We start from the raw sequence: 24,785 nt of genomic DNA, 5'->3' as shown, positions 1-24,785 counted from the left end.
CTGGCGCGCCTCACCTATGACAACAGATTGAATGCACGGGAGTGACCATGAACCGCCTCGATGACGAGACCGAAAACAAGCCGATGAGCGAGCCGAACGCCTTTCTTGAGGAGGCGCTGTTCGATGCCCGGACAATCCTTCTGACGGGCGGCGTAGACGACAAGCTGGCGCGCCGCGTCTGTGAGCGTCTGCTGGCGCTGGACGCCAAGAGTGACAAGCCGATCCTGCTGGTGATTTCCTCGCCCGGCGGCCATGTCGAATCCGGCGACATGATCCATGACATGATCAAATTCGTCGCCGCGCCTGTGAAAGTGCTCGGCTCGGGCTGGGTCGCGTCTGCCGGCGCGCTGATCTATTCAGCCGCGCAGAAGGAAAACCGCTACGCGCTGCCGAATACGCGCTTCCTGCTTCATGAACCACGTGGTGGATTTGGGGGTCAGGCGTCCGACGTTGAGATCCAGGTCCGTGAGATCGTCCGGATGCGTGAACGCCTGAACAAGATTTTCGCGAAAGCCACCGGCCAGACGCTCGAAAAGATCAAGGCCGATACCGACCGCGATCACTGGATGAGCGCAGAAGAAGCGGTTGAATACGGCCTCGTCAGCAAGATCGTGACGAGCCGCCGCGAAGTCAGCTAGACGCGCTTTTTTCAAAAACAAATCTTACAAGCGGCAGCCTGCGGGCTGCCGTTTTTTTGTCTGGGGGAGGGGAATGCGGCAGGGAATGGAGAAGCCGACAGCGACTTTATTTCGCGCAAAGAAAAAGGGAGACCAAATTGGTCCCCCTAAGACACTCTACATATATACTCTACTAGCGCCTATCCTATACACGTTCCGGTGCAAAAAGGCCACCCTTTTTGTATCTGCGCCGAAATGATCCCCTGTTACGAAACAGTAATGTTCGTGGATAAACTACAAGCCAGTTGTGAATAGAAGAATTGGGATCGCTCTGTCGCAGCAATTATTGCGCAATATCAGGCAGGCGGTGCGCGGAATGGTGGTTCGGGGGAGACTTGAACTCCCGACCTCGCGATTATGAGTCGCGCGCTCTAACCAGCTGAGCTACCGAACCGATCCGGGCAAGCGGGCTGAATACACAGTCTGTGCGGGGTCTGCAACCGCCTATTCCAGCATCCCGGCGACGTGATCTGCAATCGCGAGCGAAGATGTCAGTCCCGGGCTTTCAATGCCGACCAGATGGATGAGGCCGGGCGCGGCGTCGATGATCATGAAGTCGCCCGAGGGCTGGCCCTTGCTGACGATCTTTGGGCGCACGCCGGCATAGTCGGGCGCAAGGGCGCCATCCGGCAGGCCCGGCCAGTAACGGCGGGCGGAGGCATAGAAATGCGGCGCGCGGGCCGGGTCGACGCGGTAATCGAAGGGCGGGGCGGCGTCCTCAGGCAGCCATTCCGCATCCGGGCCAAGCTTGCCGCGCCCGGCGAGATCTACGGTGAGGTGAAGCCCAAGGCTCGAGCGGCCCGGCATGGGATAGATCAGCCGCGAGAAAGGCGTCTTGCCGGTGATGCTGAAATAGCTGCCTTTGACGTAATGCGGCTCAGGCAGGCCGTCTGCGCCGCCTTCAATATGTTTTGCAAGCTGGATGGCGGTATGGCCGGCGGCATTGATGACGGTGCGCGCAATGACCGTGGCGGGCATGGCGCCGCCTGTGACGAGCTCAACGCCGCCGCCTGGCAGGACGCTGCCGCGCTCCACCGGCGTGCCAAAGGCGATCATGCCGCCATGGTCCTCAATCTCGCCCTGCAGCGCAAGGAAATAGCCATGGCTGTCAAATATACCGGAGACGGGCGAATGGATGGCATCCGTTATGCTCTCGGCCAAAGCTGGCTCAAGGCGGCGGGCCTCGACGCCGGGGATGATTGAGAGGTCTTCAACGCCATTGTCGCGGGCGCGGGCTAAGATGCCTTCGAGGTCCGGTGCTTCGTCCGCATGGGCAACGACAAGCTTGCCGCAATTCTTGTAGGTGATGCCTCTGGTTTCGAGATAGTCGTAAAGCTTGCGGCGGCCTTCGACGCAGAACCGGGCCTTCAGCGACCCCTTGGCGTAATAAAGCCCAGCATGGATGACTTCTGAGTTGCGCGAGGATGTATGCACAGCGATGGCGTCCTCGGCCTCCAGCACGATGACATCGCGGCCAGCCAGGGCGCAGGCGCGCGCGATGGCGAGACCAATGACGCCCGCGCCGATCACAACAAGGTCTGCTTCGAGTTTTTCCATGAGACGCCTAGGCAGCGGCGAGAACTTGCCAGGTGGCGGCGGCAAGTCCGATGGCGCGCATATCGCCAGTGGTTGTACCTGCCATCCGGTTCATGGCGTAGGCGATTGTCGTGCGGGCGGCCATGTCGATGAGGACAATTGAGCCGCCATATCCGCCCCAGAACATAGCTTCTTCGTGAAGGACAGGCGACATCGGGCCGGAAAGACCGAAACCCATGCCGAAGCGTACCGGCATGCTGAGGACCAGGTCCGTTCCCTCTATCTGACATTCTAGCGCCTTGCGGCAACCGGCGTCTGAAAGGAAACGCTTGCCGCCGAACGTGCCGCCATTGGCGAGAATGGTATGAATTTGAGCCACAGAACGGGCATTGCCGGTACCACCCGCTGCCGGAATCTCGGCACCTCGCCAAGCGCGGGTTCGGGTTTCTGATACGTCGATCGGAGGCCGCGTAAAGGCAGCTTTCTTTATGGCGCTGTCGTAGGACAGGCCGCCGCGCACACCCGGCGGTGGCGTCAGGTCTGCGACCCGATGATCTTCTGAGGCCGGTAGCCCTATATGGAAGTCCAGACCCAGCGGATCGGCAAAGTCCTCGCGAAGAACGGTTCCGACAGTGCGGCCACAGGCCCGCCGAATGACTTCACCGACCAGATAGCCTTGCGAGAGCGCGTGATAGCCGGAGGCTGAGCCCGGCTCCCACATCGGCGCCTGTTCGGCCAGAAGGCTGGTCGCGCGATCCCAGTCGTACAAAACTTCCTTGTCCACAGGCTCTGCCCAGCCTGGTAGGCCTGCCGAATGGCTCATCAGGTGCGAGACTTTGACCGCCTGCTTTCCATTGGCAGCAAACTCCGGCCAGTAGTCTGCGACCGGCGCATCGAAGTCGATAAGGCCTTTGTCCGCAATATAGAGCGCTACGAGCGCGGTGACCGTCTTGGTGGTTGAGTAGACATTGACGATTGTGTCTCTTTCCCAAGGCCGGGTTTTCGCCTCATCCGCAAAACCGCCCCAGAGATCGACGACCGTTTCACCATCCTTCGTCACACAGAAGGACGCTCCAATGTCGGCTCCATTCCTGAGATTGTTTTCGAACTGTTCGCGGACGGCGCCAAATCGCTCATCTGCAATACCGTGGGCGATTACATCCGTCATATTCGTGGTGCTCCCTGTTCAGAACTTAAGTCGGGCAGGGGCACGTTGCAACTGCATACCGGGGGTGCGATTGGGTGAAGCGCGAATACAGATTGGGCACGGCTTTGAAACGCGCTAATGTCGTCTACATGCGAACGATTTTGAGCCTGATAGCCCTTTTTGTCCTGCCGTTCCTCGCCACGGCGAAAACGCCGGAGGATGCATTTGCGGCCGGCCAGTACAGCGAGGCCGCGGGGCTGGCGGAGAAAGATGGCAGTGCCGACAGCCTGGCGCTTGCCGCGCGGTCCCTCCTCGCAGAGCAGGTCGTCAACGGGACGCTGGACAAGGTTCAGCTCGACAAGGCCGAGAGCCTCGCCCGGCAGGCGATTGCGCAGGACGCTGACCATATTGAGGGACGTCTACAGCTGGCGATCGCCCTGGCGATGAAGGCGCGCTCGATGAGTACGCGGGCGGTGCTTGATTCCGGCTATGGCAAACAGGGACGGGAACTCGCCGAGAGCGTCATCGAGGATGACCCTGACAATGCCTATGCGCACGGCTTTCTGGCCGTCTGGCATGTCGAGGTTGTCGGGAAGGGCGGGGCGCTTGGCTCTGCGATCATGGGCGCCAGCATGGATGATGCAGAGGCTCACTTTAAGGCGGCAGTTGCGGCGACCCCGGATGATCCGGCGCTCTATTGGCAATATGCACGCGCGCTGGCGGCCAGCAATCTTCGCCGGTATCGCGATGAGGTGTACGCCAATCTCGACCTCAGCCTGAAAGCGACCGCGAAGACATCGCTGGAAAAGCTGATGCAGCAGCGCGCGAGAGCTTACTGGAATTATACGGTCGATCACAATTTGCGCGAGAGCGAGGCCCGCGCGGACGCATTGCTTTAGGCAAGAGCGCTCGCTCTATTCGGCCGCGACAGCGTCCTCGATGGCGACCTGTTCTTCCAGCCAGTGTTCCGCTTCCAAAGCAGCCATACAGCCCATGCCAGCGGCTGTGACGGCCTGACGATAGGTCTCGTCCGTGACATCGCCCGCCGCATAGACGCCGGGCACATTGGTCTTCGTCGTGCCAGCTTCGGTGATCAGATAGCCATTGGCTTTCATGTCCAGCTTGCCCTTGAAGAGCTCTGTCGAGGGGGCGTGGCCGATGGCGATGAACACGCCGTGCGCATCGCGGGTGAACTCCTCACCGGTCTTTACGTTTTTCAACTTCGCACCGGTGACGCCGAGCGGGTTTTCGTCGCCGATGACTTCTTCCAGAACCGTGTCCCAGAGGATTTCGACCTTTGGATGTTTGAACAGGCGGTCCTGCAGGATCTTCTCTGCGCGGAAGCTGTCGCGGCGGTGCACAACGGTGACCTTGGAGGCGAAGTTTGTAAGGAACAGCGCTTCTTCAACGGCCGTATTGCCGCCGCCAATGACGAGGACTTCTTTCCCGCGATAGAAGAAGCCGTCGCATGTCGCGCAGGCCGAGACGCCAAAGCCCTGGAATTTCTGCTCCGATGGCAGGCCAAGCCATTTGGCTTGCGCGCCGGTGCAGACGATCATCGCGTCGCCTGTATAGGTGACGCCGCTTTCGCCGACGGCCTTGAAGGGACGGCTTTCGAGATCGACTTCGCTGATATGATCTTCGGAAATGTGCGTGCCCATCTTCTCGGCATGCTCACGCATCTTCTCCATCAGCTCAGGGCCCTGGATTTCGGAGAAGCCCGGATAGTTCTCGACCTCGGTCGTGATGGTTAGCTGGCCGCCCGGCTGTAGACCGGCAACAACGCGGGTCTCACGCATGGCGCGCGCCGCATAGATGGCGGCTGTCCAGCCAGCAGGTCCGGACCCGATGATCAGGATTTCGGAATGGATTGTCTCACTCATCGCCCAAGGCTCCGGTCTTTTATTCTCGGTAGCCCCTAGGTATGGGGATTCTTCGGCGTTGAATAAACCCCCGGGCCTGCTCAACCGCGCGTGTAGCAGAACTATTGCACAGGCTTGCGCACTTCGACCGTGGCGTGGCTGACCCCGAATTTTTCGTCCATTCGCTGCTTTACGGCGACGCGCAACGTGTCGAGGCATGCGCCTTCGCGAGCGACCACTTCCAGCGTGACGAGGGGCTTTTGCTCATTCAATGCCCAGGCGTGGACATGCGTCACCTCAGCGGCGTTCTCAAGATGGCTCTCAAGGTCCGTCTTGATGTCGGCTGGCGTCATACCGGCCGGAACGCCCTCAATCAGGATGTGGGCAGACTTCATTGTGATGCGGACCCCGCCAATGACGATCAACAGCGCGACGAGGACGGACAGGATCGGGTCGATCGGCATCCAGCCCGTGAAGATGATGATCAGGGCCGCCGCGATGGCAGCAACCGAGCCGAGAAGATCGCCCGCGACATGCCAGAGGGCGCCCTGCAGATTGAGGTCTTCGCTGTCGCCGCCGTGCATGAGGGTGAAGGCGATGATGTTGACCAGAAGCCCTGCAATCGCGACGCCCATCAGCACGTGGCCCATCACTGGTTCCGGCGCCATCAGGCGATGGATGGCCTCGAAGACAATCCAGGCGGCCAGCACCAGAAGTGCGAGGCCATTGACGAAGGCGGCGAGAATCTTGAAGCGCGCCCAGCCGAAGCTGCGATGCTGATCAGCGGGACGCTCGGCAAGCTTGAAGCCGAGCCAGGCGAGCGCGAGGGAGCCGGCATCGGTCAGCATGTGCGCAGCATCAGCCAGCAGGGCGAGCGAGCCTGAAATGACCCCGCCAATCACCTCGGCAAACATGAAGCCGAAGGTCAGGAAGGCGGCAATGGCGACCCGGCGGCGCGCGTCGGCGCTGTCGGTAATCACATGGTCATGTGAATGGCCGTGTCCGGCGTGCGAATGGCTATGATCGTGAGAGTGGCCCATGAGCCCTATCTCGGATGACTCCGGGCGCGAGTCAATAAAAATAGATAAAAAACAACAGCTTAGAATGTTATTCCATATCAATCGTTGAGCCAGTCAGGGAGTACAACCTGCTGATCTTCAACGGATTTCATGGCAGGTTGAGGGTGCCGCTCAATGAGGTGACGGACGATTTCATCGGCCACGCGGTCTGCTTCTCGCAAGGGCGGATAGGTCCAGTCGGCGAGGTCCCCATCAAACCATCGGGCGCAGCCACGCTCGATCAGGCTTTCGTGCAGACGGTCAAATTTCGGCGATGAGCCTTCCAGACGCGCGATATGGATGGGCAGGCCGTGCCAGGCGGCATCTGACAGCATATTGGCGCTGTCTTCGGTGACGATGGCGGCATCTGAATAGATGAGCCATGCGAGATACGGGTTTGGCCCGTCCTGCGGTCCGGCCCAGAAGCGCGCGCCGACCTTGTCTGCCAGAGCGCGCATGCGTGCGATGACGGGTAGGGGCGTGCGCCGCGATGTGGTGATGCGAAGACGCCAGCCGGCCTGCGCAAGGGCTTCGAGTTGACCTGCCAGCGTTTCAGCCGCCGCTTCGGTGAATTTGTGCGCCTTGGAGTCGCCGCCCAGAATGACGATGCAGGATTTACCCGCCCCATCGGCAAGGTCCGCAAAGACCTGACCGGCTGTTTCGATGTTTTCTGGCGCAAAATAGGAGGGTGACCCAACCGTTGAGATGACATTGTCGCCGCTAAGGCCGTCATGGCGCGGGGTGACGACAAGGTCGTAGCGGGAAAGGTCTGTCTTCGGATCGAGGATCTGGACGCAGAACGTCTTGCCGCCCGACAGCTCTTTCACCAGCGCGGTGTAGGGCGCGCTACGTCGGCCGGCCGCGATGAAGACATCGGGCCAGGGCGGGGTGAAGAGTTTGCGTTGTTCTGGTGGCAGCGCTTTCAGGGGCGCCGGCCATTTGCCGCCCGGAAGCCACGTCCAGGGCGCGCGAGGCGAGAGGACGATTGGGTCGCTGCGGTGGCCCTCACCCTGAATATGGCCAAGCTGCATCCACCGCCCGGCACTGGAGAGGGCCTGCACAATCGCGCGCACCTGCGCCGCATTGCCTGCGCGGCCATCCGAGACCGCCCAGATGGATGGGCCGTTTGGTGTGTCGTCTTGCGTGTCGGGCTGGCGGACCATGCGAGCAGGGGACCTTTCTGGAGAACTGATCAGAGCAGGGTGGCAGAATTTGCTGACAGTTGCATGACCCTAGCCACAGATGCCCATAGCAAACGACAGCTCACCGGCCGGTAAGCTGTCGCTTCATGTGCAAATTTTGCGATGGGGCAAGCGAGCCTATTTGAACTCGACTTCCTCAATCTCGTAGACGCGGGCACCGCCAGGCGCGGCGACTTCGGCTTCGTCGCCAACCGTCTTGCCAATCAGCGCGCGCGCAATTGGGGACGTAATCGAGACCTTGCCCTTGGAGATATCGGCTTCGTCTTCACCGACGATGCGGTAAGTGGCCTGCTTCTCGGTGTCGACATCAGTCAGCGTGACGGTCGCGCCAAAGACGATCTTGTCGCCTTTCAGCTTGGTCACGTCGATGACTTCGGCCCGGGCAAGCTTGTCCTCGAGTTCCGCAACGCGGCCTTCGATGAAGCTCTGCTTTTCCTTGGCAGCATGATATTCGGCGTTTTCTGAAAGATCGCCGTGCTCGCGGGCTTCTGAAATAGCCGCGATCACAGCCGGACGTTCAACCGACTTCAAATGCTTGAGTTCTGCGTCGAGGGCGGCGTGCCCTTCGGCGGTCATAGGTGTTCTTTGCATATTCTGGGTAACCGTCTTTAGAAGCGAGCTAGCGTCTGACTAAACGCATTTTTCGTCAAGTGGTGTTGGTTCAGGCCTGCTGCAAGGGCTTAACCGTAAGTTCGCGCTCGCGAAGCGTCCGGATAGCCTCAACAGAAGCCCGCGATGCGGCGAGCGTCGTAAAATAGGGGATCTTGCGCGTCAATGCCGTCTTGCGGATGGAGGCGGAGTCCTTGAGCGACTGGGCGCCCTCCGTCGTGTTGAAGACCAGCTGGATATTTCCATTGATCATCTTGTCGACAATGTGGGGCTGACCGTCGATCACCTTGTTGATGGACGACACGGTCAGTCCCTGCTCGCGCAGGAAGGCAGCCGTTCCGCTGGTCGCGAAGATGTTGAAGCCCATGGAGAGCAGCTCACGCGCCGGCTCCAGAACGCCGTCCTTGTCACCGTCCTTGACCGATATGAAGACATTGCCTTCGGCTGGCAGGTGCACATCGACAGCGATTTGCGACTTCAGGAAGGCGGCGCCGAAATCATCATCCCAGCCCATGACTTCGCCGGTGGAGCGCATTTCCGGGCCAAGCACCGGGTCAACGCCCGGGAAACGGGCAAACGGGAAGACAGCCTCTTTCACGGCGACGCGGCGTGGGCGCGCATGGGTGAGGTCAAAATCGGTCAGCATCGAACCGGCCATTACCTTGGCGGCGATGCGGGCAATCGGCGCGCCGACCGCCTTGGCCACGAATGGTACGGTACGCGAGGCGCGTGGGTTGGCCTCCAGCACGTAGATCTCGTCGCCTTTGACCGCGAACTGGATGTTGATCAACCCGCGAACCTTGAGGGCCTTGGCGAGCGCGATGGCTTGCTCTGACAGACGGCCGACCATGGCAGGCGACAGCGTGTAAGGCGGCAGGGCGCAGGCAGAGTCGCCAGAATGGACGCCGGCTTCCTCGATATGCTCCATCACGCCAGCGACATGCACATTCACGCCGTCGCAGAGGGCGTCGACATCGACTTCCTTCGCGTCTGACAGATAGCGGTCGAGGAAGAGCGACTGGTCGCCGGAGACTTTCATCGCTTCCTTTGCAAAGGATTTGATGTCGGCGTCGTCGCGGCAGATTTCCATCGCGCGGCCCCCGAGCACAAAGCTTGGGCGCAGCATGATCGGATAGCCAAGCTCGCGCGCTTTCTCGAGCGCTTCTTCTTCAGAGCGGGCGGTGGCCGATGGGGCTTGCTGAATGCCGAGCTGGTCGAGCAGGGCAGCAAACTGCTGACGGTCTTCGGCAAGGTCGATGCTAACCGGGCTGGTGCCGAGGATAGGGACGCCGGCATTGTGCAGCGGTGTCGCGAGCTTCAGCGGCGTCTGGCCGCCAAACTGGACGATCACACCGGCAAGCTCGCCTGCGGACTGTTCCTTGGCGATGATTTCAGAGACGTGCTCTTCGGTCAGCGGTTCGAAATAGAGACGGTCCGAGGTGTCATAGTCGGTCGAGACGGTTTCCGGGTTGCAGTTGACCATGATCGACTCGATGCCGACCTCTTCCATCGCGAAAGCGGCGTGGCAGCAGCAATAGTCAAACTCGATACCCTGGCCGATGCGGTTTGGTCCGCCGCCAAGGATGATGGCTTTCTTGCGGTCCGAGACGCCTGCCTCATCATCGGCCTGGTCCTGCCCATAGGCGGGGTGTTCATAGGTCGAGTAGAGGTAGGGGGTCCGCGCTGCGAACTCGGCCGCGCAGGTGTCGATACGTTTGTAGACAGGGCGCACGCCGATATCGTGGCGCTTGGCGCGCACGTCGGTTTCGGTTGAGCCGGTAAGTTCAGCCAGGCGCGCATCTGAAAAGCCCATGGCCTTGATGTCTGTCATCTGGCGCTTGCCGGTTGGCAGGCCGTCGCGGCGAAGGTCCGCTTCGGTTTCGATCAGCGCAGCAATCTGGCGCAGGAACCAGTGGTCAATCGAGGTGATGGCGTAGACATCTTCCACCGTGAAGCCCTGACGGAAGGCCTGGGCGACATGGCGGAGGCGATCTGGCGTTGGGCGCGCAAGGGCAGAGCGTAGCTCGTCTTCGGTCGTCTCTTCGGTCTCGTTGAGACCGGTGAGGCCGGTTTCGAGTGAGCAGAGGGCCTTTTGCAGGCTTTCCTGGAAGTTGCGGCCAATGGCCATGGCTTCGCCGACGGACTTCATGGCTGTCGTCAGCAGGGGCTCAGCGCCTTTGTACTTCTCAAAGGCAAAGCGCGGGATCTTGGTGACGACATAATCAATCGTCGGCTCAAAGCTCGCCGGGGTAGAGCCGGTGATGTCGTTCGTCAGCTCATCCAGCGTATAGCCGATGGCAAGTTTTGCGGCGATCTTGGCAATCGGGAAGCCTGTGGCTTTGGAGGCCAGCGCCGAGGAGCGCGAGACGCGCGGGTTCATCTCGATCACGACGAGACGGCCATTTTCAGGATTCACGGCGAATTGGACGTTCGAGCCGCCCGTCTCAACGCCGATTTCACGCAGCACCGCAATCGAGGCGTTGCGCATGATCTGGTATTCCTTGTCCGTCAGCGTGAGGGCAGGGGCGACCGTGATCGAGTCGCCGGTATGCACACCCATCGGGTCAATATTCTCGATCGCGCAGATGATGATGCAATTGTCCGCCTTGTCGCGGACGACTTCCATCTCGAACTCTTTCCAGCCGAGCAGGCTTTCATCGACGAGGACCTGGCCCACAGGCGAGGCTGCGAGACCTGAACGCACGATCTCTTCATATTCCTCGACATTGTAGGCCACGCCGCCGCCTGTGCCGCCCAGCGTATAGGCAGGGCGGATAATGGCGGGCAGGCCGACCTCTTCGAGGACTTCCATGGCCAGGCGCAGGCCTTCAATCCGGTCATAGCGGACAATCTTGCCCTCATCATTGCGGATTTCCGGGGCGGCGATAATCGCGGCTTTCGGGTTTTCCAGACCGATCCGGTCCATCGCTTCGCGGAAGAGCTTGCGGTCTTCGGCCATTTCGATAGCGTCGGCGCGCGCACCGATGAGCTCAACGCCGTATTTGTCCAGCGTGCCAGCTTTGTAGAGGTCGAGCGCGCAGTTCAGCGCCGTCTGTCCGCCCATGGTGGGCAGAAGGGCATCTGGCTTTTCGATCTGGATGATCTTCTCGACGAAATCTGGCGTGATCGGCTCGACATAGGTCGCGTCGGCCATGTCCGGATCGGTCATGATGGTGGCCGGGTTCGAGTTCACCAGAATGACCCGGTAGCCCTCTGATTTCAGGGCCTTGATGGCTTGTACGCCGGAATAATCGAACTCGCAGGCCTGGCCGATGATGATGGGACCGGCTCCAATGACGAGAATTGATTTCAGATCGGTGCGTTTTGGCATCTCGTTTCCTCGTCATTTATGACCATTGGTCAAACGGGTGCGCTATAGCGGTGAGTCAGGGGAGGATGCAAGGTCACGGACCGGCAAAACTGCGGCTCGATCCCGATTTTATCACGCATATATTTCTGTGATGCGGAGAGGGACGCCAGACTCGCAGGCTTGGCGTCGCTGTCATCACCGGGCCTTCGTGTTTAAACCTCAAAAGAAAAGCCTCCACGCGATTGGGCGTGGAGGCTTCACTGTCAGCCCGATCTGACCGGGCCTTTTATTTGGGCGCTACCAGGAGCGCGCGTCGTATGGATAGCGGTCATATGCGTCGGCATAGCCGTCACCGTCGCTGTCCTTCTCGTCTGGCTGGTCTTTCACGCCGGGCGTGTCGCAGTCAGCAGCTTCCGTACAACCCTTGGCTGCACCGGCAAGGCCACCGAGCGCCGCGCCAATCGCTGCACCGCGTCCAGCATCGCCGTCGCCTGTATTGTTACCGATCACGGCGCCAGCAACGGCACCACCAGCAGCGCCAATCGCGGCGTTACGTTCGGTGTAGCCCGACTGGGTACAGGCGGCCATCATCAGGCCTGTTGCAGCAAGAGCGGTCGTTTTCAAAAGTGTCTTCATGGGATCATCCCCTTTCATCGTGTGGTGCGACAATAACGAGGGGTGTTCGAGACGGTTCCAGACGAAAAGCGCCTGAATCGCTCTTTTCTCATTACACTTGTGTTAGTCTCGACTGTATTCGGGGAATACTATGAACAGCTGTTCATTCCAGCAGTCGGGCCTGCTTTTCCGGCGCAATCACCATCGGCAGGTCAGTGGCGCTCATATCGAAGTCGATGTCGAGACTGCCCCGGCCAGAAATCTCTACACTGTTGGCAACAACCTGCAGATAGGGGGACTTGGTCGTGCCGCCCCCGAACTTTCTGACACTGACGTCGTATGACGGCATATAGACCACGCCTTCGACGTTCACTTGCCCGTCAATTTTGAAATTTTTTGTGTGTTTGAAGGGGCCTTTGAGCTCAACGAAGGCCATGCCTGCTGTGGGGCCTGTGCTTGGCGCAACAACATTAAGCCCGGAATTGCCTTTGATATCGATATTGCCGACTTCGTTGTCTAAAATAAAAGTGACGCCCTGGGCCTCAAGTGCGCCGCGGGCAATGATTTTCAGGCCGCCGCCACGGATGTGATAGATGCCAGGGTCCATCGTCACATTGCGCGCATGAATGATCAGCCCGCCACAATAGATGCCCGGCTGTAACCGGGTTGACCCAATTCTTTTGATGTTGGCGTTCGTGCTATCGCAGATGCCGCTGAGCGGTATCGAATAGCCTTTCAGCGGATCCGGCAGTTGCTGGCATCCGGTTTCCGGTAAGGGCGAAACACTGGCTTTTGCATCGCGCCGATAGCCGCCATGCGCGCAGAAAGCTTTTGCGTCTGCGCTTCCCCCGTCAAATTTCATCGCCTCACCGGCGCTCGAATTGGACCAGACGATGCAGCCCTTCGCGCTTAATCTGCCATAGTCTCTAATTCTTATACCGGGATTATTTTCATCAAGTGTCAGCACGCAAAGCGGAAAGCCCCAGGTGGCAGACGCGACGGCGCGGCGACGGACGGGGGCGGTGGCGGACCCGCCTGCAATCTTGGCGAAATAGTTGACCGGCTTGAATTCCAGTTCGACTTCAATCCTGGTGTGCTGGCCATAGGCGTCTTCACTGACGGCGCCGATGTCCATGTCGGCGAGCTCGTAATCGGAGTTTTGCCGCGCCAGAGCGCTCGCCTGTACGCGCGCGGCCGCGAGTCTGACCTCGGCTTTGGGCGAATCCGTGTTGAGGAAGGCGGTCGCGCCGCCGAGGGCGGAGGCGTCGGCAGCCTGCTGCAAGGCGTGGCCGGAGCGCGAGTCCATGCCGAGCGCAATCGTCGCCCCCACCAAAGACAGGATCGCCATCAGCGAAATCGCGAATATCGGCATGGTGCTGCCACCAGTGGCCTTCGCGAACCGCTTGGAAAGGATGTGAAACTGCGCGCCCATCACCACAGCTTATGGCATGAGCATCTTTAAGAGATGTCTATGTACATGAATGAAATTTCACGGATTTCTGCGCTTGCCGGCCATTTATAGCTCCAGCACCCGTTTGGCGATGATATTGTGCTGAATTTCATTGGTGCCGCCATAGATCGATTGCGCACGCGTGCCGAGATAGGTGGAGACACCCGGCGCGGCATGTTGCGTGGCCAATCCGCCTTCCAGCCAGGCGGGGCTGACAGAGTCGGCAAAACCCCGATTGGCGTTGAGGCCTGCCGTATCGAGGTAGAGCGTCGTGATCTGCTGGGCGGCCTCGGTGGCGAGGATCTTGATGATCGAGGCTTCCTTGCCTGGCGCGCCGCCATCCTTCACCGCCGAAAGAACCCGAAGAACGGTCATTTCCAGTGCATCCACCGCGAGATTGGCCTCGGCCAGCTTGCGGGCAAAGGCATCATCATCGATGAGGCGGGAATTGCCGCCATCCGGCACCGCGCTTGCAATGGCGCGGATATGAGCAAGCTGTTTGCGCTTGCCGCCAATGCGCGCATAGGAGGTGCGCTCATGGCCGAGCAGGAACTGGCTATAGGTCCAGCCCTTGCCCTCTTCGCCGATGCGGTAATCGGCCGGCACGCGGACATTGTCGAAGGTGACCTGGTTCAGCGCATGCTTGCCATCGATCGTGATGATCGGGCGGAGCGTAACACCCGGCCGGTCCATCTCGGAGATGATGAAGGTGATGCCTTCCTGCTTCTTGCCGGAATTATCGGTCCGCGCGAGGCAGAAGATCCAGTCGGCATGCTGGGCGGCGGACGTCCAGATCTTGGTGCCATTCAGGACGTATTCGTCGCCATCGCGAACAGCGGAGAATTGCAGGGAGGCGAGGTCTGAGCCGGCTTCAGGTTCGGAATAGCCCTGCGCCCAGCCTTCACGCCCTTCGCGGATGCCCGGCAGCCAGCGGGCTTTCTGCTCATCGGTGCCGAAGGTGTAGAGGATCGGGCCGACATAGACGACGCCCATCGGCGTGACGGTCGGTACGCCCGCGCGCTCCAGCTCCTCATCGAAGATGTATTGTTCTTTCAGCGACCAGCCCGGCCCGCCATGCTCCTCAGGCCAGGCCGCAGCGAGCCAGCCCTTTCGCCCCAGCGCGCTTTCGGATTTGCGGATTTCTGCCGTCGTCAGCGAGGCGCCGCGCGCGGTCTTTTCCAGAATGTCCTGTGGGAAGTCATTGGCGAAGAAGGCGCGCACATCGGCGCGGAACTCTTCGAGCTTCGGGTCTGTTTTGAGGTCCATGGAAGAAGGTTAGCGCAAGCGGATGGAGAGGTCAGCCAGTGACGCAAGGGGAAGTCCGGGGGCTCAGCGTTTTTGAGCTATTAATCGCCAGAACATCTGCAGAATGGCCAAAGCAAAAACGAAGGTTGCGAGCATGACCATTCCAATGATGATGTACACGAGGATCATCAGCCAGACGGGAAATCCATCAATTACGAGCGGGGCTTGCATGTGGTGGAATGCGAAAGGTAGAGCGATCAGAGGCGAAATCAGAACGATCACCATCAACACTCTCCAGAACGAACCGTCATTGCCGGGTTTGAAGCTGACCTCACTGTATTCAGCCCAGCTTTTCTGGACCGTGCCCGGATTGGCTCGCGATTTGTTTGCGCGGGCGCGGTGCCGAAGGATGAAGCGGATGCTCTCGCGGCGTTTGGCCTCTTCAGGCGTCAGGGCTTCATCAGGGTCAATGTTCGACATCTCAGGTTCAATCTAAGGCATCAAATCATGGAGCGCCAGAAAATTCGGACTGAACGAAAGAGTGTGCTATTCTGCGCGCAGGACGCAATTCAGACGATGTGGGGACATCATGAAACTATTGATCGCCAGTGCGGCGGCAACCCTTTGCCTGTCGGCCTGTGCGGCAGACCTTGCACAAGGCTATCGCTCAACGCCGGACTATCCAGCCTATGCGAACGCGCGCGATGGGCATCTCGATGCGGTCGATTGTGCGACGACGCTGGGACTGATGGGGTATGCCGCCTCGACGGCCAATGACATCTCTCGCCAGACCGGGATTGATATTGACAGTGGAAATCCGAACCGCAGCGACTGGATCAGTGGCATGGTCATGTCGCTCGTCTTCGCCATCGCGGAGATGCGTGAGTATACTGTGGCTGATGCTTGCGCAGGCGCGGCGGCGGCCGACTCGTCAGCGAACCGGCGGCAGGGCTATTTACCCTATTGAATGCGGCGCCTTCTTTGTGCTTTCTGATCAAATGATGACACGCACACTGATCCTTGCCGCTTCGCTGGTCTTTGCAGCGGGTGCCTGCTCGCCAAACGACCCGGATGAACAGGTGGCGCAGCCTGGCGTCGATGCCGGTCAGGAAGACGGCGGTTCCGCTTTGGACGATGACGCCATGGCGCTGACGCTTGATACGCCGGTTGAGGGCGCAGATGTCACGTCGCCACTCACATTCTCCGGCAGCGCTTCGGGGCTCTGGTATTTTGAAGGGGATTTCCCGGTTCGTCTTGTGGATGGCAGCGACACGGTGATCGCCGAATCCTATGCCTCGTCCCAGTCCAACTGGATGACAGAGGAACAGGTGCCCTTCAAAGGCGAGATTGAATTCGATGTGTCAGAGGCCACTGAAGCAACGCTCATCCTGCAGGCGGACGATCCGAGTGGCATGAAAGTGCCGGTGGAGAAGAAGGTCGCGCTGACGTTGCTGCCCTTGAAAAAGGGACGTCTTGTTATCGAGGCTGACCCGCCTCCATGGAAACCAAAACAGGACTAATCAGCTATAGCGCTTTGACAGCTTCTGATCGATTTCGCTTGCGGCCTGTTTCTCCGCGCCCGCATAGCCCGTCACAGCGTCGGCGACGAACGGGTTCGACTGGCGCTCATGGCCAAATGTGCTCATCGGGCCGTGACCGGGGACGAAGCGGATGTCCTTGCCCAGCGGCCAGAGCTTGCTCGTGATGGAATCGATCAGCTGCTGGTGATTGCCGCGCGGAAAGTCTGTCCGGCCGATGGAGCCCTGGAACAGCACGTCGCCGACAAAGGCGAGCGCGCCGCTTTCATTGTAGATGACAACATGACCGGGCGTATGACCTGGCGTATGCGCGACGCCGAATTTGACCCCGTCCAGCTCCAGCTCATCGCCGTCTTCGAGATAGCGATCAGGCGTGACGTTCTTGCCATCGGTGATGCCATAGCGACGGCCCGAGGATTCAATTTCGTCCAGTAGCCACTGGTCATCTTTGTGCGGGCCGATGATCTCGCATCCGGTGCGTTCTTTCACGGCGGCGGCCGCGCCCGCATGGTCCATATGGCCATGGGTCAGCCAGACGCCGACGATCTTCACGCCGAACTGCTCGGCTGCGCCCATCAGTTTTTCAATGTCGCCGCCCGGATCGACGAAGACGCCTTCCTTGGTGTCGATGGACCAGATGAGGCTGGTGTTCTGCTGCAGCGGCGTCGTCGGAACGATGCGGATTTCGAGCTTGGGCTTGTTCTGGACTTGGTCTGTCATGGTGCCTATTTAGGGTCTGGCTTCCAGCGTGAAAAGGATAAACGCAGCGTCGCGATATTGTTGAGGATGACGCCGGCGGTGAAATAGTAGAGGCCGATGCGCGGATAGAAGCCGACATAGGCCATGGTCTGCGACAGGCCGATCAGGATGGCAGCGAGAAAGACATCCAGCATCGACCATTTGCCGAGCACGTTGAGCCACCAGGCAAGTTTCGGGCTGGGCGGGGCGCCGCGCCGGAAGATGATGGCGGCGAGCAGGGTCTTCGCCAGCGGGAAAATCCCGGAGAAGAAAATGACGACAAGGCCCATGAAGACGAGGTCAAACTCAAACAGGGTCCGCACCACGCCCCAGAGATTGTACTCGATCATCAGGCCCACATAATTGGGCTTCATGATTGAGGGTTGCGAGATGCCCATGATGATCAGGGCAGCCGACACGTACAGCATCCATTCGGCCAGCACATCAATGATCTTGCTGGACATAGGTGCGCGCTCTGGCGCTGGCGTTTCGGCGGGGGCGGGCGTGTCGCTCATGAGAGGCAGACCTTTGTCAGGGAAAACAGGCGTGTCAACGCTTCCAACATTCACCGATCAGCCCTAGTTTCCACAAAGAGCTGAATTTTTGCCTGACCGGAGGGCCTTCATGGGGCGCGGAATTATCATTCTTATCGGCGTTGTTGGGCTGGCGGCTTACTATTTCAGCAACCAGCAGGTGAACCCGTTTTCGGGCAAGAAAGAGTTCAACGCTGTCTCGATTGATCAGGCGAGCAAGCTGGGCGCGCAATCCTATGCGCAGATCCTGCAGAAGGAGGGCGGCAACGTCCTCTGTGACCGTCGGTGTAGCGGCGAGGAGGCCGAGATTGTTCAGACGGTGCGCGACATCGGTGAGCGATTGCAGGAGGCCGCGATTGAATATGAGAATGACCTGCTCGCGGAGGGCTGGGACTTCACGCCCGTCGCGACGGATTTTTCATGGACGTATAATGTCATCGCCTCCGATCAGCCGAACGCCTTTTGCCTGCCCGGCGGCTATGTCGCCGTTTATACCGGCATCATGGATGTGACCGGCAATTTCGATGGCGAGGTTACGATGGCTGACCTTGATGACCCCGACAAGCTGGCGGTTGTGATGGGCCACGAAATTGGCCACGCCATGGCGCATCACGGTGCCAAGCGGATGAGCCAGGGACAGCTGGCGCAGCTTGGCATGGCGGCGGTCGCTGCCGGGGTTGGCGATATGGATGCCGGCCAGCGCCAGCTTGTGATGCAGGCCATGGGCGTCGCCGCGCAAGGCGGGCTGATGGCGTTTTCCCGCCAGCATGAGACCGAGGCTGACCTTATTGGCCTGGAGCTGCTGGTGCGCGCCTGCTTTGACCCGCGCGAGGCCCCGGAGCTTTGGGAGCGGATGGGCTCACTCGGCGGCGGCCAGCGGCCCCCGGAATGGATGTCGACCCACCCGGCCTCAGAGACGCGCGCGCAGAACTTCCGGGACTGGATGCCCGAATATATCGAGAAATATGAGGCCCAGTGCGGCAGGCCACTGCGCTAGACCGACCGGCCCAACGCCGCGCCATAGGCCTCAATCAGCGGGCCCATATCATCGGCTCCGGGAAACTCAGGGAAGCTGTGTGGCGTCGAGGTGTCCACCCAGGCGAGCTTCGTGCTGGCGAAGGTTTCGGCGAAGGGGGCATACCAGTCCGTGTCGTCGAACAGGGGCGCGCGGATATTGACCATGAAATCGAGTTGAGGCGGGCGGGTGAACATCCAGCTCATACAGTCCGGGCAGAAATGATGCGGGAGCTCCTGCTTCAGGCCGCCTAGCACCGTCTCGCCTTGAATGACCTCAAACGCATCAGCCGGAAAGGCGGCGCTCGTCGAGAAGGCGCTGGACGACATCCTCTGACAGCCTTTGCAGTGGCAGAGCATCGTAATGATCGGCGGCGCGGTCACGCGGAACCGGACTTTGCCGCACCGGCAGCCGCCTTCGAGGGGCAGGTTCGGGTCTTTCAACTTTCTAACTCCGTGCGATGATTTGAGGGCATAGCTTCCCTGAGGGGCAGTGTTGCGCTTTAGTCGGGCGCGACACAACCGATGAGGGATGCTCAAATTGTTGAAAACCATGTTCGCGGCCGGTCTGCTTGCCGTGTCGGCGTCATCGGCGATGGCCGAGACCCGCACGGTGAAGACGGTTGTAGGAGACTTGCCCGGCGAAGCTGAGTTTGAAGCGCTGCAGGGCATCGGGGAGCTCGCTGATGGCGACGTTGTCTTGCTGGACCTCAGAATGCTGCCGCTCGCATGGCCGGTCGTCTCAGACGCGGAAGGCAATGTCTCGACGCCGCAGACCTGCGCGTTCGGGATGATCGAGGGCGTGGAGAAAGTCTCCGTGCCGACCGGGTCCAACCATTTATTGATGACGGTCTGGCTGGGGGACCGGGTCCATCATGCGGCGAATGGGCTCTCCTGCGAATATGTGGGGGCAGCGCTCGATGCGCCGCAGATGCGCCTGACAGGCTGCTACCTTGCCCGCGAGATCTCCATTCCGACGGCGCGGTCTCTCAACCTCAATCCATTGCCCGCCTCGGCTTGCGGGCTGTACGATTGAGCCGGCCGATCTATCTGTTGTGGCGGGGCCCCGAGGCCCCTCAAGGCTGACATGGAAGAAGGCGAGACATGATGACAGGTGGACGGATTGGGGCTGGCGGCCTTGTGGGCCTGATGATGCTGGCAGGTGGCTGCCAGATCACGATGAGCGAAGACAGCATTTTTGGTCCACCGACACCGCGCGGCGCGCAGACGGTCGCCGAGATGGATTTTCGGGGTCAGGAAAAGCTCACCGATCCACAATCGGAGCTTGCCCAGTCACCCGCGCTGGAAGGATTGCTGCCTGCCACCGTTGAGCATGGCTTTGTCGATTATGAGGGCGGCCGCATCGCCTGGAGCCTGACATCGGCTGCCGGGGAGGACGCTGACCGGCCCGTCATCGTCAATTGCGTCGGGCGAGGCGGTGACCGGCCAAATGGCGGGGTCTATTATGCCCGCAAGGTTTTGCCCTGGGGCGATGTGCTCCAGTTCGATTATCCGGGCTATGGAGACAGCACGGGCACGCCCAGCATCGATGCGATCAAGGCGAGCACGCCAGCCATTGTTGAGCTGGCCGAAAGCCGCGCCGGTGAGCGCCCGCTGATCTATTGGGGTCATTCGCTTGGCGGGTTCATCTGCCCGCGCTTCGTGGCGGCGTCCCCTCAAGCCGATGGGCTTGTCTATGAGGCGACGGCGCTCAGCGTGGAAGAAGCCTCTGAAGTCTGGAAGCCCTGGTATCTACGCTTTCTGCCGATCGAGATGGTGCCCGAGAAGGAAAGCGAGGACGGCGACAATGCCGATCCGGTGCGCGGGTTCAAAGGCCCGATCCTCGTTGTGGCAGGTGGCGAGGACCATGTTCTGCCAGACTTTCTCGGTCGCTCTCTTGCGGACAAGCTGGAGCGGCAGGGCAATGATGTCACCTATGTGCACATGGAAGAGGGCAGCCATGTCGATATTCCACTGCAGCCGGGTTTTGCTGAGGCGGCCGGGCCGACGATCCGCCGGATGAAGAATATCAACTGAGCGCTCGCCCACATCTGACATTTGTGTGAGCCCCCTCGACCCTGCGGGCGAGGGGGGCTAGCTGTGACTGTAGCCGTTATTGTGGAAGGGCGTATCTGTGCAATCAATCTACTGGGTGATGACCTGGGCCTGCCACCGCAAGTGCAAGCACTGCTATGACGACCGGTTTCGGCCCTATGTGCGCGATGCGCTGAGTGAGGTTGTCGGCGAAGGGCAGGCGGCCTTCAACGCGGTCCTCACCAATCTGCCCGACGATATGAGCTGGCGCGATCCTGCGACCGGCAAGCGCCAGCGCACCAACCTCATCCTTGCCGGCGGGGAGCTGTTGATCGATGGCGTTCGCGAGGAGCTGTTCTATCCGGCGCTGCGCGCCATCAAGGCGCGCTGGGGCGATAAGGCCCCGAAAATCTCGATCCAGACAACCGGCGATGTGCTGACGCCTGACTATCTCGATGCCTGTCTTGAGCTTGGCGTTGAGAGCATCGCGATTGCTTCCATCGACGACTACCATGTCGGCATGAAGGGCGAGAAGAAGTTCCAGTTCATGCGCGACATGCGTGAGCTGATGGCTTCGCGCGGGGTGTCTGAGGTCTCGCTTGGCGGGGCGAAGTCGAAGAAGCTCAACATGCCGGACGCGAAGGCGCCGCGCCCGGAGGGGCCGAACTTCTTGTTCTTTGGCGCGCAGGAAGATTTGTGGATTGGTGAGCTCTGGCCACGCGGTCGGGCGTGGATGAATGGCCTCTCCAATGCCGACTATGCGACGAATTTCTGTTCGCGCTGGTCTGGCGGCAAAAACTTCCTCCATATCGGCGAGGCTGGATCAGAGATTGCGATTGAGCCGGACGGGTCAATCTATCCCTGCTGCATCAAGACCAAGGCGCCGCTTGGCAAGCTGACCGAGGAGCGGCTGGAGGATATTCTCGCAAGCGTTGGGAAACTCCCGGCCATTCAGGCGATCAATCAGGGTGATCCGGAATTGATGGCCGAGAGCCGGGAGGCGTTCCGCGCGGTCTCAAGCGCAGAGGACGGCAAGGGCCGGACGGTGGAGAATGTCTGCCTGGGCTGCGACCATTTCTTCCAGCATCAGGTCGGCCCGGAACTGCGTCGTTTGCGCGATGAGCGGCTGGCTGCCAAGGTCAGGGCCTAAGGTTCAGCAGGCTCGTCGAACAGGCCAACATCGAGGATCGGCTCTGAATCGGTAATCTCCGAGCGCGCATCGACAATCTCGGCGACCCGTTCCAGCGAGGCGACGATCATGGATCGTTGCCATTCGGGCAAGTCGGCGAAGAGAAGCTCAAAATGGTCCTGAAGCGGGTTTGGCGCGCTGCGCAGCACGTCGAGGCCTGCAGGCTCCATCTGCACGATAAAACGGCGTCCGTCGCTCGGGTCTCGCTTGCGCGAGACAAGGCCGCGCTTTTCCAACTTGTCGACCAGTGACGTCACGGACGCATTGCTGAGGGCCGTCATGCGAACGAGGTCCCCCGGCGCGGCTTTTCCGGGGCCGGAGAGCAGTTGCAACACTTTCAGCTGTGAGCCGCTGAGGCCCGTCGCCTGCGCGAGCGAGCGGGCATAGAGTTCGATCCGGCGCTGTATCCGCCTCAACGAGATCAGGGCATCAGTTGTCTTCTGGTCCATGGGGTGGCTTATCGCGTGACTGTGAAACCGGGGGAGGGGTTCACATTTCACACACACGGGCGCGCTGCAAGCCGGGCCGCGTCGAGGCGAAGCCTAGCTGATCGGGTCGATCCGGTCGACGCCTGACTGGTTGACCCGCCACCATCCGGCAAGGCCGAGGCGCTTTTCATGGGTCACTTCGACCGCGTGGGGAATGTCTTCCGACAGCATCAGGACAACGCCGCCCGCTTCCGGGATGACGCGGTCTGATGGGGTGTCGGTGTCGCCTGCGCCAGCTGGCCAGAGCGCCAATGCGCCGCCTTTTTCGGCGTGCCAGTCCTCGGTGAGATAGGCGACCAGCGAGATCACACGGTTCCGCGCCCCGGCAAAACTGTCGAGATGGCGGTCATAGAAGCCGCCGGGCGGATAGACGGCGAAGCAGACTTCAAACTCGAACAGGCCGAGCATCAGCTCACGATTGAGCGCGATACGAAGCTGGTCAGACCAGTCCAGAAACGCTTTCTGGGCGGCGCTTTCGCCATCGAACCAGGTAATGCGTGTGCGGCGGATCTGACGGTCGATCGTGAAATCGTCCTGGCGGCCAATGCCGGCCGCCTCAAGCTCTGCGGCTGCGTCGAGGGCGAGCAATTCATTGCGAAGGGCGAGTGTCAGCTCATCCGGCAACAGGCCGGGCGCCCAGGTCCAACCTTTGGTCGCGAGATCATCTGCGATGGCGCCGATACGATTGTCGCTCGGCGCAAGACAGGCGGCGTTCAGCTGCGCTGGTCCTTCATGAAGCCTGCAAACCGCTTGAACAGGTAGAAGCTGTCCTGCGGGCCGGGGCTGGCTTCGGGGTGGTGCTGAACCGAGATGATTGGCTTGCCTTTGACGCGCAGGCCTGAGTTCGTGCCGTCGAAGAGCGATTTGTGGCTCTCCTCGACGCCTTCGGGCAGCGTGTCGGTGTCGACGGTGAAGCCGTGGTTCATCGACACGATCTCGACCTTGCCGGTCTCGAAATCCTTCACGGGGTGGTTCGCGCCGTGATGGCCTTGAGGCATCTTTTTCGTCTTCGCGCCGAGGGTGAGGGCGAGCAGCTGGTGACCAAGGCAGATGCCGAGAAGCGGTTTGCCGCTGTCGATCAGTTGGCGAATGGTGTCGCCGCTGCGCTTGATCGTGGCGGCCGGGTCGCCCGGGCCGTTGGAGAGCACGACGCCGTCCGGATTGAGCTTCATGATCTCTTCAAACGGTGTGTCGCCGCGCACAATGGTGGCGCGCGCATTCACATGGGCGAGATTGCGAAGGATGTTCTTCTTCACGCCAAAGTCGAGCACCACGACGTGAAAGTCTGTGTCGTCATTGTTGGAAAAGCCGGTTGCGAGATCCCAGAGACGCTCTGAATTGTCATAATTCGGATCGCCGACGACGTTGAGCGCGAGGTCAGCCGCTTCAAGGCCTTCCCAGGCGCGGGCAGCCCCGATCAGGGCATCGATGTCGATATTGCCATCCGGCGCATAGGCGACCGCACATTTCGGCATGCCTTTTTCGCGGATGATGCGGGTAAGCGCGCGTGTATCGACGCCGGAGACGGCGGTGATGTTCTTCTTGGCGAGCCAGGCATCGAAATGATCGCGCGCGCGCCAGTTGGATGGCGAAGTGATGGCTTCGCGGAAGACGGCGCCCGTCGCAGCCTTGGCGGCGAAGGTGGATGATTCTTCGTGGTCATCAGGATTGGCGCCGACATTGCCGACATGCGGGAAAGTGAACAGCACGACCTGGCCGGCATAGGACGGATCGGTGAGGATTTCCTGATATCCGGTGATCGACGTATTGAAGCACAACTCGCCGACAGCGATACCGAGTTTACCGGAACCGTTGCCCAGGAAGACCGTTCCATCTGCCAGAGCGATCGCGCCTGTGGCTGGTGATTCCGGTTGATTTTGATTGGCCATGAGCGTATCTCCTCGCGTCCTGTCGGGCGCCATTAGGATTTGGGTCATTTTGATACCGCATCCTCGGCTGGCGTGAGATAGTCGTGTGGTGACCTGACCGTCAAGCGGAAGGTCCATGTGAAAAGAGCAGGTATGGGACAGACAGACGTTTCTCCAACTACCAAAATTCGCGATCGGCTGATCGCGGCCCTCCATTCAGCTGAATCTGATGACCCGCAAGGTGTGCGTGCGCGCACGCTTCGTCTGGTCCAGTGCGCCATGCGCGACCGGGACGTAACGGCCCGCGGCGAAGGCAATTGTTCAGGCTGCGAAGAGGCCGACATTCGCAAGTTTCTTGAGATCATGGTCGCCCAGCGAGAGATATCCGCGCGTGAATTCGACGAATCGGGCCGCATCGCGGAAGCCGAGCGTGAGCGCGAAGAGATGGAAATTCTCGAATCCTTCCTGCCACAGCCCCTGCAGGGCGAGGCGCTGGAAGACGCTGTCGACGATGTCGTGAACGATCTGGAAGCCAGCAAGCTGAAGGATATGGGCCGCTGTATGGCAGAGCTGCAAAGCCGCTATCCCGGCCGCATCGAAACCGGCCCAGCCAACAAAGCCGTCCGCCGCGCGCTCGGTTAGGCAAATCCAGATTCAGTAAGGTTCAACGCT

General features: G+C 60.3%; 26 protein-coding genes and 1 tRNA gene. 9 read left to right on the top strand and 18 right to left on the bottom strand.

The genetic code is table 11. From position 1 onward, the window contains the following. Positions 1 to 47: 47 nt before the first annotated feature. Positions 48 to 638 carry an ATP-dependent Clp protease proteolytic subunit gene (locus B8783_RS01795; RefSeq protein ID WP_084418060.1) on the top strand — a complete coding sequence of 197 codons (591 nt, stop codon included), beginning with the start codon at positions 48 to 50 and terminating at the stop codon, positions 636 to 638. 356 nt (positions 639 to 994) lie between these two features. Here the strand turns inward: B8783_RS01795 and B8783_RS01790 are convergent. From B8783_RS01790 to B8783_RS01780, 3 genes are all read right to left on the bottom strand, one after another. Continuing rightward, positions 995 to 1,071: transfer RNA gene (locus B8783_RS01790), tRNA-Met, on the bottom strand. Between the two features lie 50 nt (positions 1,072 to 1,121). Beyond that, positions 1,122 to 2,234, bottom strand: a complete 1,113-nt coding sequence (locus tag B8783_RS01785) for an NAD(P)/FAD-dependent oxidoreductase (protein ID WP_084418059.1) — start codon at positions 2,232 to 2,234, stop codon at positions 1,122 to 1,124. Between the two features lie 7 nt (positions 2,235 to 2,241). Next, positions 2,242 to 3,381: a serine hydrolase domain-containing protein gene (locus B8783_RS01780; RefSeq protein ID WP_084418058.1), complete on the bottom strand. Its 1,140-nt coding sequence runs from the start codon at positions 3,379 to 3,381 to the stop codon at positions 2,242 to 2,244. Positions 3,382 to 3,521: 140 nt separating this feature from the next. On the opposite strand from B8783_RS01780, the gene B8783_RS01775 reads away from it, so the two are divergent. Next, positions 3,522 to 4,259, top strand: coding sequence for a hypothetical protein (locus B8783_RS01775; protein ID WP_139792207.1), 738 nt, complete (start codon positions 3,522 to 3,524; stop codon positions 4,257 to 4,259). A gap of 15 nt (positions 4,260 to 4,274) precedes the next feature. Here the strand turns inward: B8783_RS01775 and trxB are convergent, their stop codons facing one another. From trxB to B8783_RS01730, 9 genes are all read right to left on the bottom strand, one after another. Further along, positions 4,275 to 5,243: a thioredoxin-disulfide reductase gene (trxB, locus tag B8783_RS01770; RefSeq protein WP_084418056.1), complete on the bottom strand. Its 969-nt coding sequence runs from the start codon at positions 5,241 to 5,243 to the stop codon at positions 4,275 to 4,277. Between the two features lie 101 nt (positions 5,244 to 5,344). After that, positions 5,345 to 6,262 carry a cation diffusion facilitator family transporter gene (locus B8783_RS01765; RefSeq protein WP_084418055.1) on the bottom strand — a complete coding sequence of 306 codons (918 nt, stop codon included), beginning with the start codon at positions 6,260 to 6,262 and terminating at the stop codon, positions 5,345 to 5,347. Positions 6,263 to 6,339: 77 nt separating this feature from the next. Next, on the bottom strand, positions 6,340 to 7,443 hold the full coding sequence (locus tag B8783_RS01760; RefSeq protein ID WP_084418054.1) for a mitochondrial fission ELM1 family protein: 1,104 nt from the start codon (positions 7,441 to 7,443) through the stop codon (positions 6,340 to 6,342). Between the two features lie 156 nt (positions 7,444 to 7,599). Continuing rightward, complete coding sequence (gene greA / locus B8783_RS01755) at positions 7,600 to 8,073, bottom strand: transcription elongation factor GreA (protein WP_084418053.1); 474 nt, start codon at positions 8,071 to 8,073, stop codon at positions 7,600 to 7,602. Positions 8,074 to 8,143: 70 nt separating this feature from the next. Then, the gene (gene carB / locus B8783_RS01750; RefSeq protein WP_084418052.1) at positions 8,144 to 11,422 is read right to left on the bottom strand and encodes a carbamoyl-phosphate synthase large subunit; all 3,279 of its coding nucleotides are present in this window, start codon (positions 11,420 to 11,422) and stop codon (positions 8,144 to 8,146) included. 276 nt (positions 11,423 to 11,698) lie between these two features. Beyond that, on the bottom strand, positions 11,699 to 12,037 hold the full coding sequence (locus B8783_RS01745; protein ID WP_084418051.1) for a glycine zipper domain-containing protein: 339 nt from the start codon (positions 12,035 to 12,037) through the stop codon (positions 11,699 to 11,701). Positions 12,038 to 12,179: 142 nt separating this feature from the next. Beyond that, a complete protein-coding gene (locus B8783_RS01740) occupies positions 12,180 to 13,448 on the bottom strand; it encodes a TadE/TadG family type IV pilus assembly protein (protein WP_084418050.1) in 1,269 nt (422 codons plus the stop codon). A gap of 84 nt (positions 13,449 to 13,532) precedes the next feature. Beyond that, a complete protein-coding gene (locus B8783_RS01735) occupies positions 13,533 to 14,732 on the bottom strand; it encodes an acyl-CoA dehydrogenase family protein (protein ID WP_084418049.1) in 1,200 nt (399 codons plus the stop codon). 63 nt (positions 14,733 to 14,795) lie between these two features. Further along, a complete protein-coding gene (locus B8783_RS01730) occupies positions 14,796 to 15,191 on the bottom strand; it encodes a hypothetical protein (protein ID WP_084418048.1) in 396 nt (131 codons plus the stop codon). 109 nt (positions 15,192 to 15,300) lie between these two features. On the opposite strand from B8783_RS01730, the gene B8783_RS18435 reads away from it, so the two are divergent. Together B8783_RS18435 and B8783_RS01725 are read left to right on the top strand one after the other, a co-directional pair. Further along, a complete protein-coding gene (locus B8783_RS18435; RefSeq protein ID WP_169711675.1) occupies positions 15,301 to 15,678 on the top strand; it encodes a hypothetical protein in 378 nt (125 codons plus the stop codon). 34 nt (positions 15,679 to 15,712) lie between these two features. Beyond that, positions 15,713 to 16,231 (top strand): Gmad2 immunoglobulin-like domain-containing protein, encoded by a 519-nt coding sequence (locus B8783_RS01725; RefSeq protein ID WP_169711674.1) that lies wholly within the window; start codon positions 15,713 to 15,715, stop codon positions 16,229 to 16,231. Here B8783_RS01725 and B8783_RS01720 read toward each other — a convergent pair whose 3' ends face one another. Both B8783_RS01720 and B8783_RS01715 read right to left on the bottom strand, forming a co-directional pair. Next, the gene (locus tag B8783_RS01720; protein ID WP_084418046.1) at positions 16,232 to 16,969 is read right to left on the bottom strand and encodes an MBL fold metallo-hydrolase; all 738 of its coding nucleotides are present in this window, start codon (positions 16,967 to 16,969) and stop codon (positions 16,232 to 16,234) included. A 5-nt stretch (positions 16,970 to 16,974) separates the two neighbouring features. Continuing rightward, positions 16,975 to 17,502, bottom strand: coding sequence for a paraquat-inducible protein A (locus B8783_RS01715; protein ID WP_084418332.1), 528 nt, complete (start codon positions 17,500 to 17,502; stop codon positions 16,975 to 16,977). 109 nt (positions 17,503 to 17,611) lie between these two features. Here B8783_RS01715 and B8783_RS01710 point away from each other — a divergent pair, with 109 nt between their 5' ends. Next, entirely contained in the window at positions 17,612 to 18,517 is a 906-nt protein-coding gene (locus tag B8783_RS01710) for a M48 family metallopeptidase (protein ID WP_084418045.1), read from the top strand. On the opposite strand, the gene B8783_RS01705 is transcribed toward B8783_RS01710, so the two are convergent. Then, the gene (locus B8783_RS01705; protein ID WP_084418044.1) at positions 18,514 to 18,978 is read right to left on the bottom strand and encodes a GFA family protein; all 465 of its coding nucleotides are present in this window, start codon (positions 18,976 to 18,978) and stop codon (positions 18,514 to 18,516) included. The genes B8783_RS01710 and B8783_RS01705 overlap by 4 nt on opposite strands. Before the next feature lie 88 nt (positions 18,979 to 19,066). Here B8783_RS01705 and B8783_RS01700 point away from each other — a divergent pair, with 88 nt between their 5' ends. From B8783_RS01700 to B8783_RS01690, 3 genes are all read left to right on the top strand, one after another. Next, positions 19,067 to 19,570, top strand: coding sequence for a hypothetical protein (locus B8783_RS01700; protein ID WP_084418043.1), 504 nt, complete (start codon positions 19,067 to 19,069; stop codon positions 19,568 to 19,570). A gap of 68 nt (positions 19,571 to 19,638) precedes the next feature. Beyond that, positions 19,639 to 20,571, top strand: coding sequence for an alpha/beta hydrolase (locus B8783_RS01695; protein WP_233355637.1), 933 nt, complete (start codon positions 19,639 to 19,641; stop codon positions 20,569 to 20,571). Between the two features lie 97 nt (positions 20,572 to 20,668). Next, entirely contained in the window at positions 20,669 to 21,718 is a 1,050-nt protein-coding gene (locus tag B8783_RS01690) for an SPASM domain-containing protein (protein ID WP_084418042.1), read from the top strand. Here the strand turns inward: B8783_RS01690 and B8783_RS01685 are convergent. The 3 genes from B8783_RS01685 to carA form a co-directional block, all read right to left on the bottom strand. After that, positions 21,715 to 22,206, bottom strand: coding sequence for a MarR family winged helix-turn-helix transcriptional regulator (locus tag B8783_RS01685; RefSeq protein WP_084418041.1), 492 nt, complete (start codon positions 22,204 to 22,206; stop codon positions 21,715 to 21,717). The genes B8783_RS01690 and B8783_RS01685 overlap by 4 nt on opposite strands. Positions 22,207 to 22,299: 93 nt before the next feature. Continuing rightward, complete coding sequence (locus B8783_RS01680) at positions 22,300 to 22,869, bottom strand: 2OG-Fe(II) oxygenase (RefSeq protein WP_233355636.1); 570 nt, start codon at positions 22,867 to 22,869, stop codon at positions 22,300 to 22,302. 89 nt (positions 22,870 to 22,958) lie between these two features. Further along, on the bottom strand, positions 22,959 to 24,134 hold the full coding sequence (gene carA / locus B8783_RS01675) for a glutamine-hydrolyzing carbamoyl-phosphate synthase small subunit (protein ID WP_084418039.1): 1,176 nt from the start codon (positions 24,132 to 24,134) through the stop codon (positions 22,959 to 22,961). Positions 24,135 to 24,266: 132 nt separating this feature from the next. Between carA and B8783_RS01670 the strand changes: the two genes are divergently transcribed. Further along, positions 24,267 to 24,755: a GatB/YqeY domain-containing protein gene (locus tag B8783_RS01670; protein ID WP_084418038.1), complete on the top strand. Its 489-nt coding sequence runs from the start codon at positions 24,267 to 24,269 to the stop codon at positions 24,753 to 24,755. Positions 24,756 to 24,785: the final 30 nt, after the last annotated feature.

The sequence above is a fragment of the Henriciella litoralis genome (assembly GCF_002088935.1).
GTDB lineage: Bacteria > Pseudomonadota > Alphaproteobacteria > Caulobacterales > Hyphomonadaceae > Henriciella > Henriciella litoralis.
This window is presented reverse-complemented; position numbering and strand designations above follow the sequence as displayed.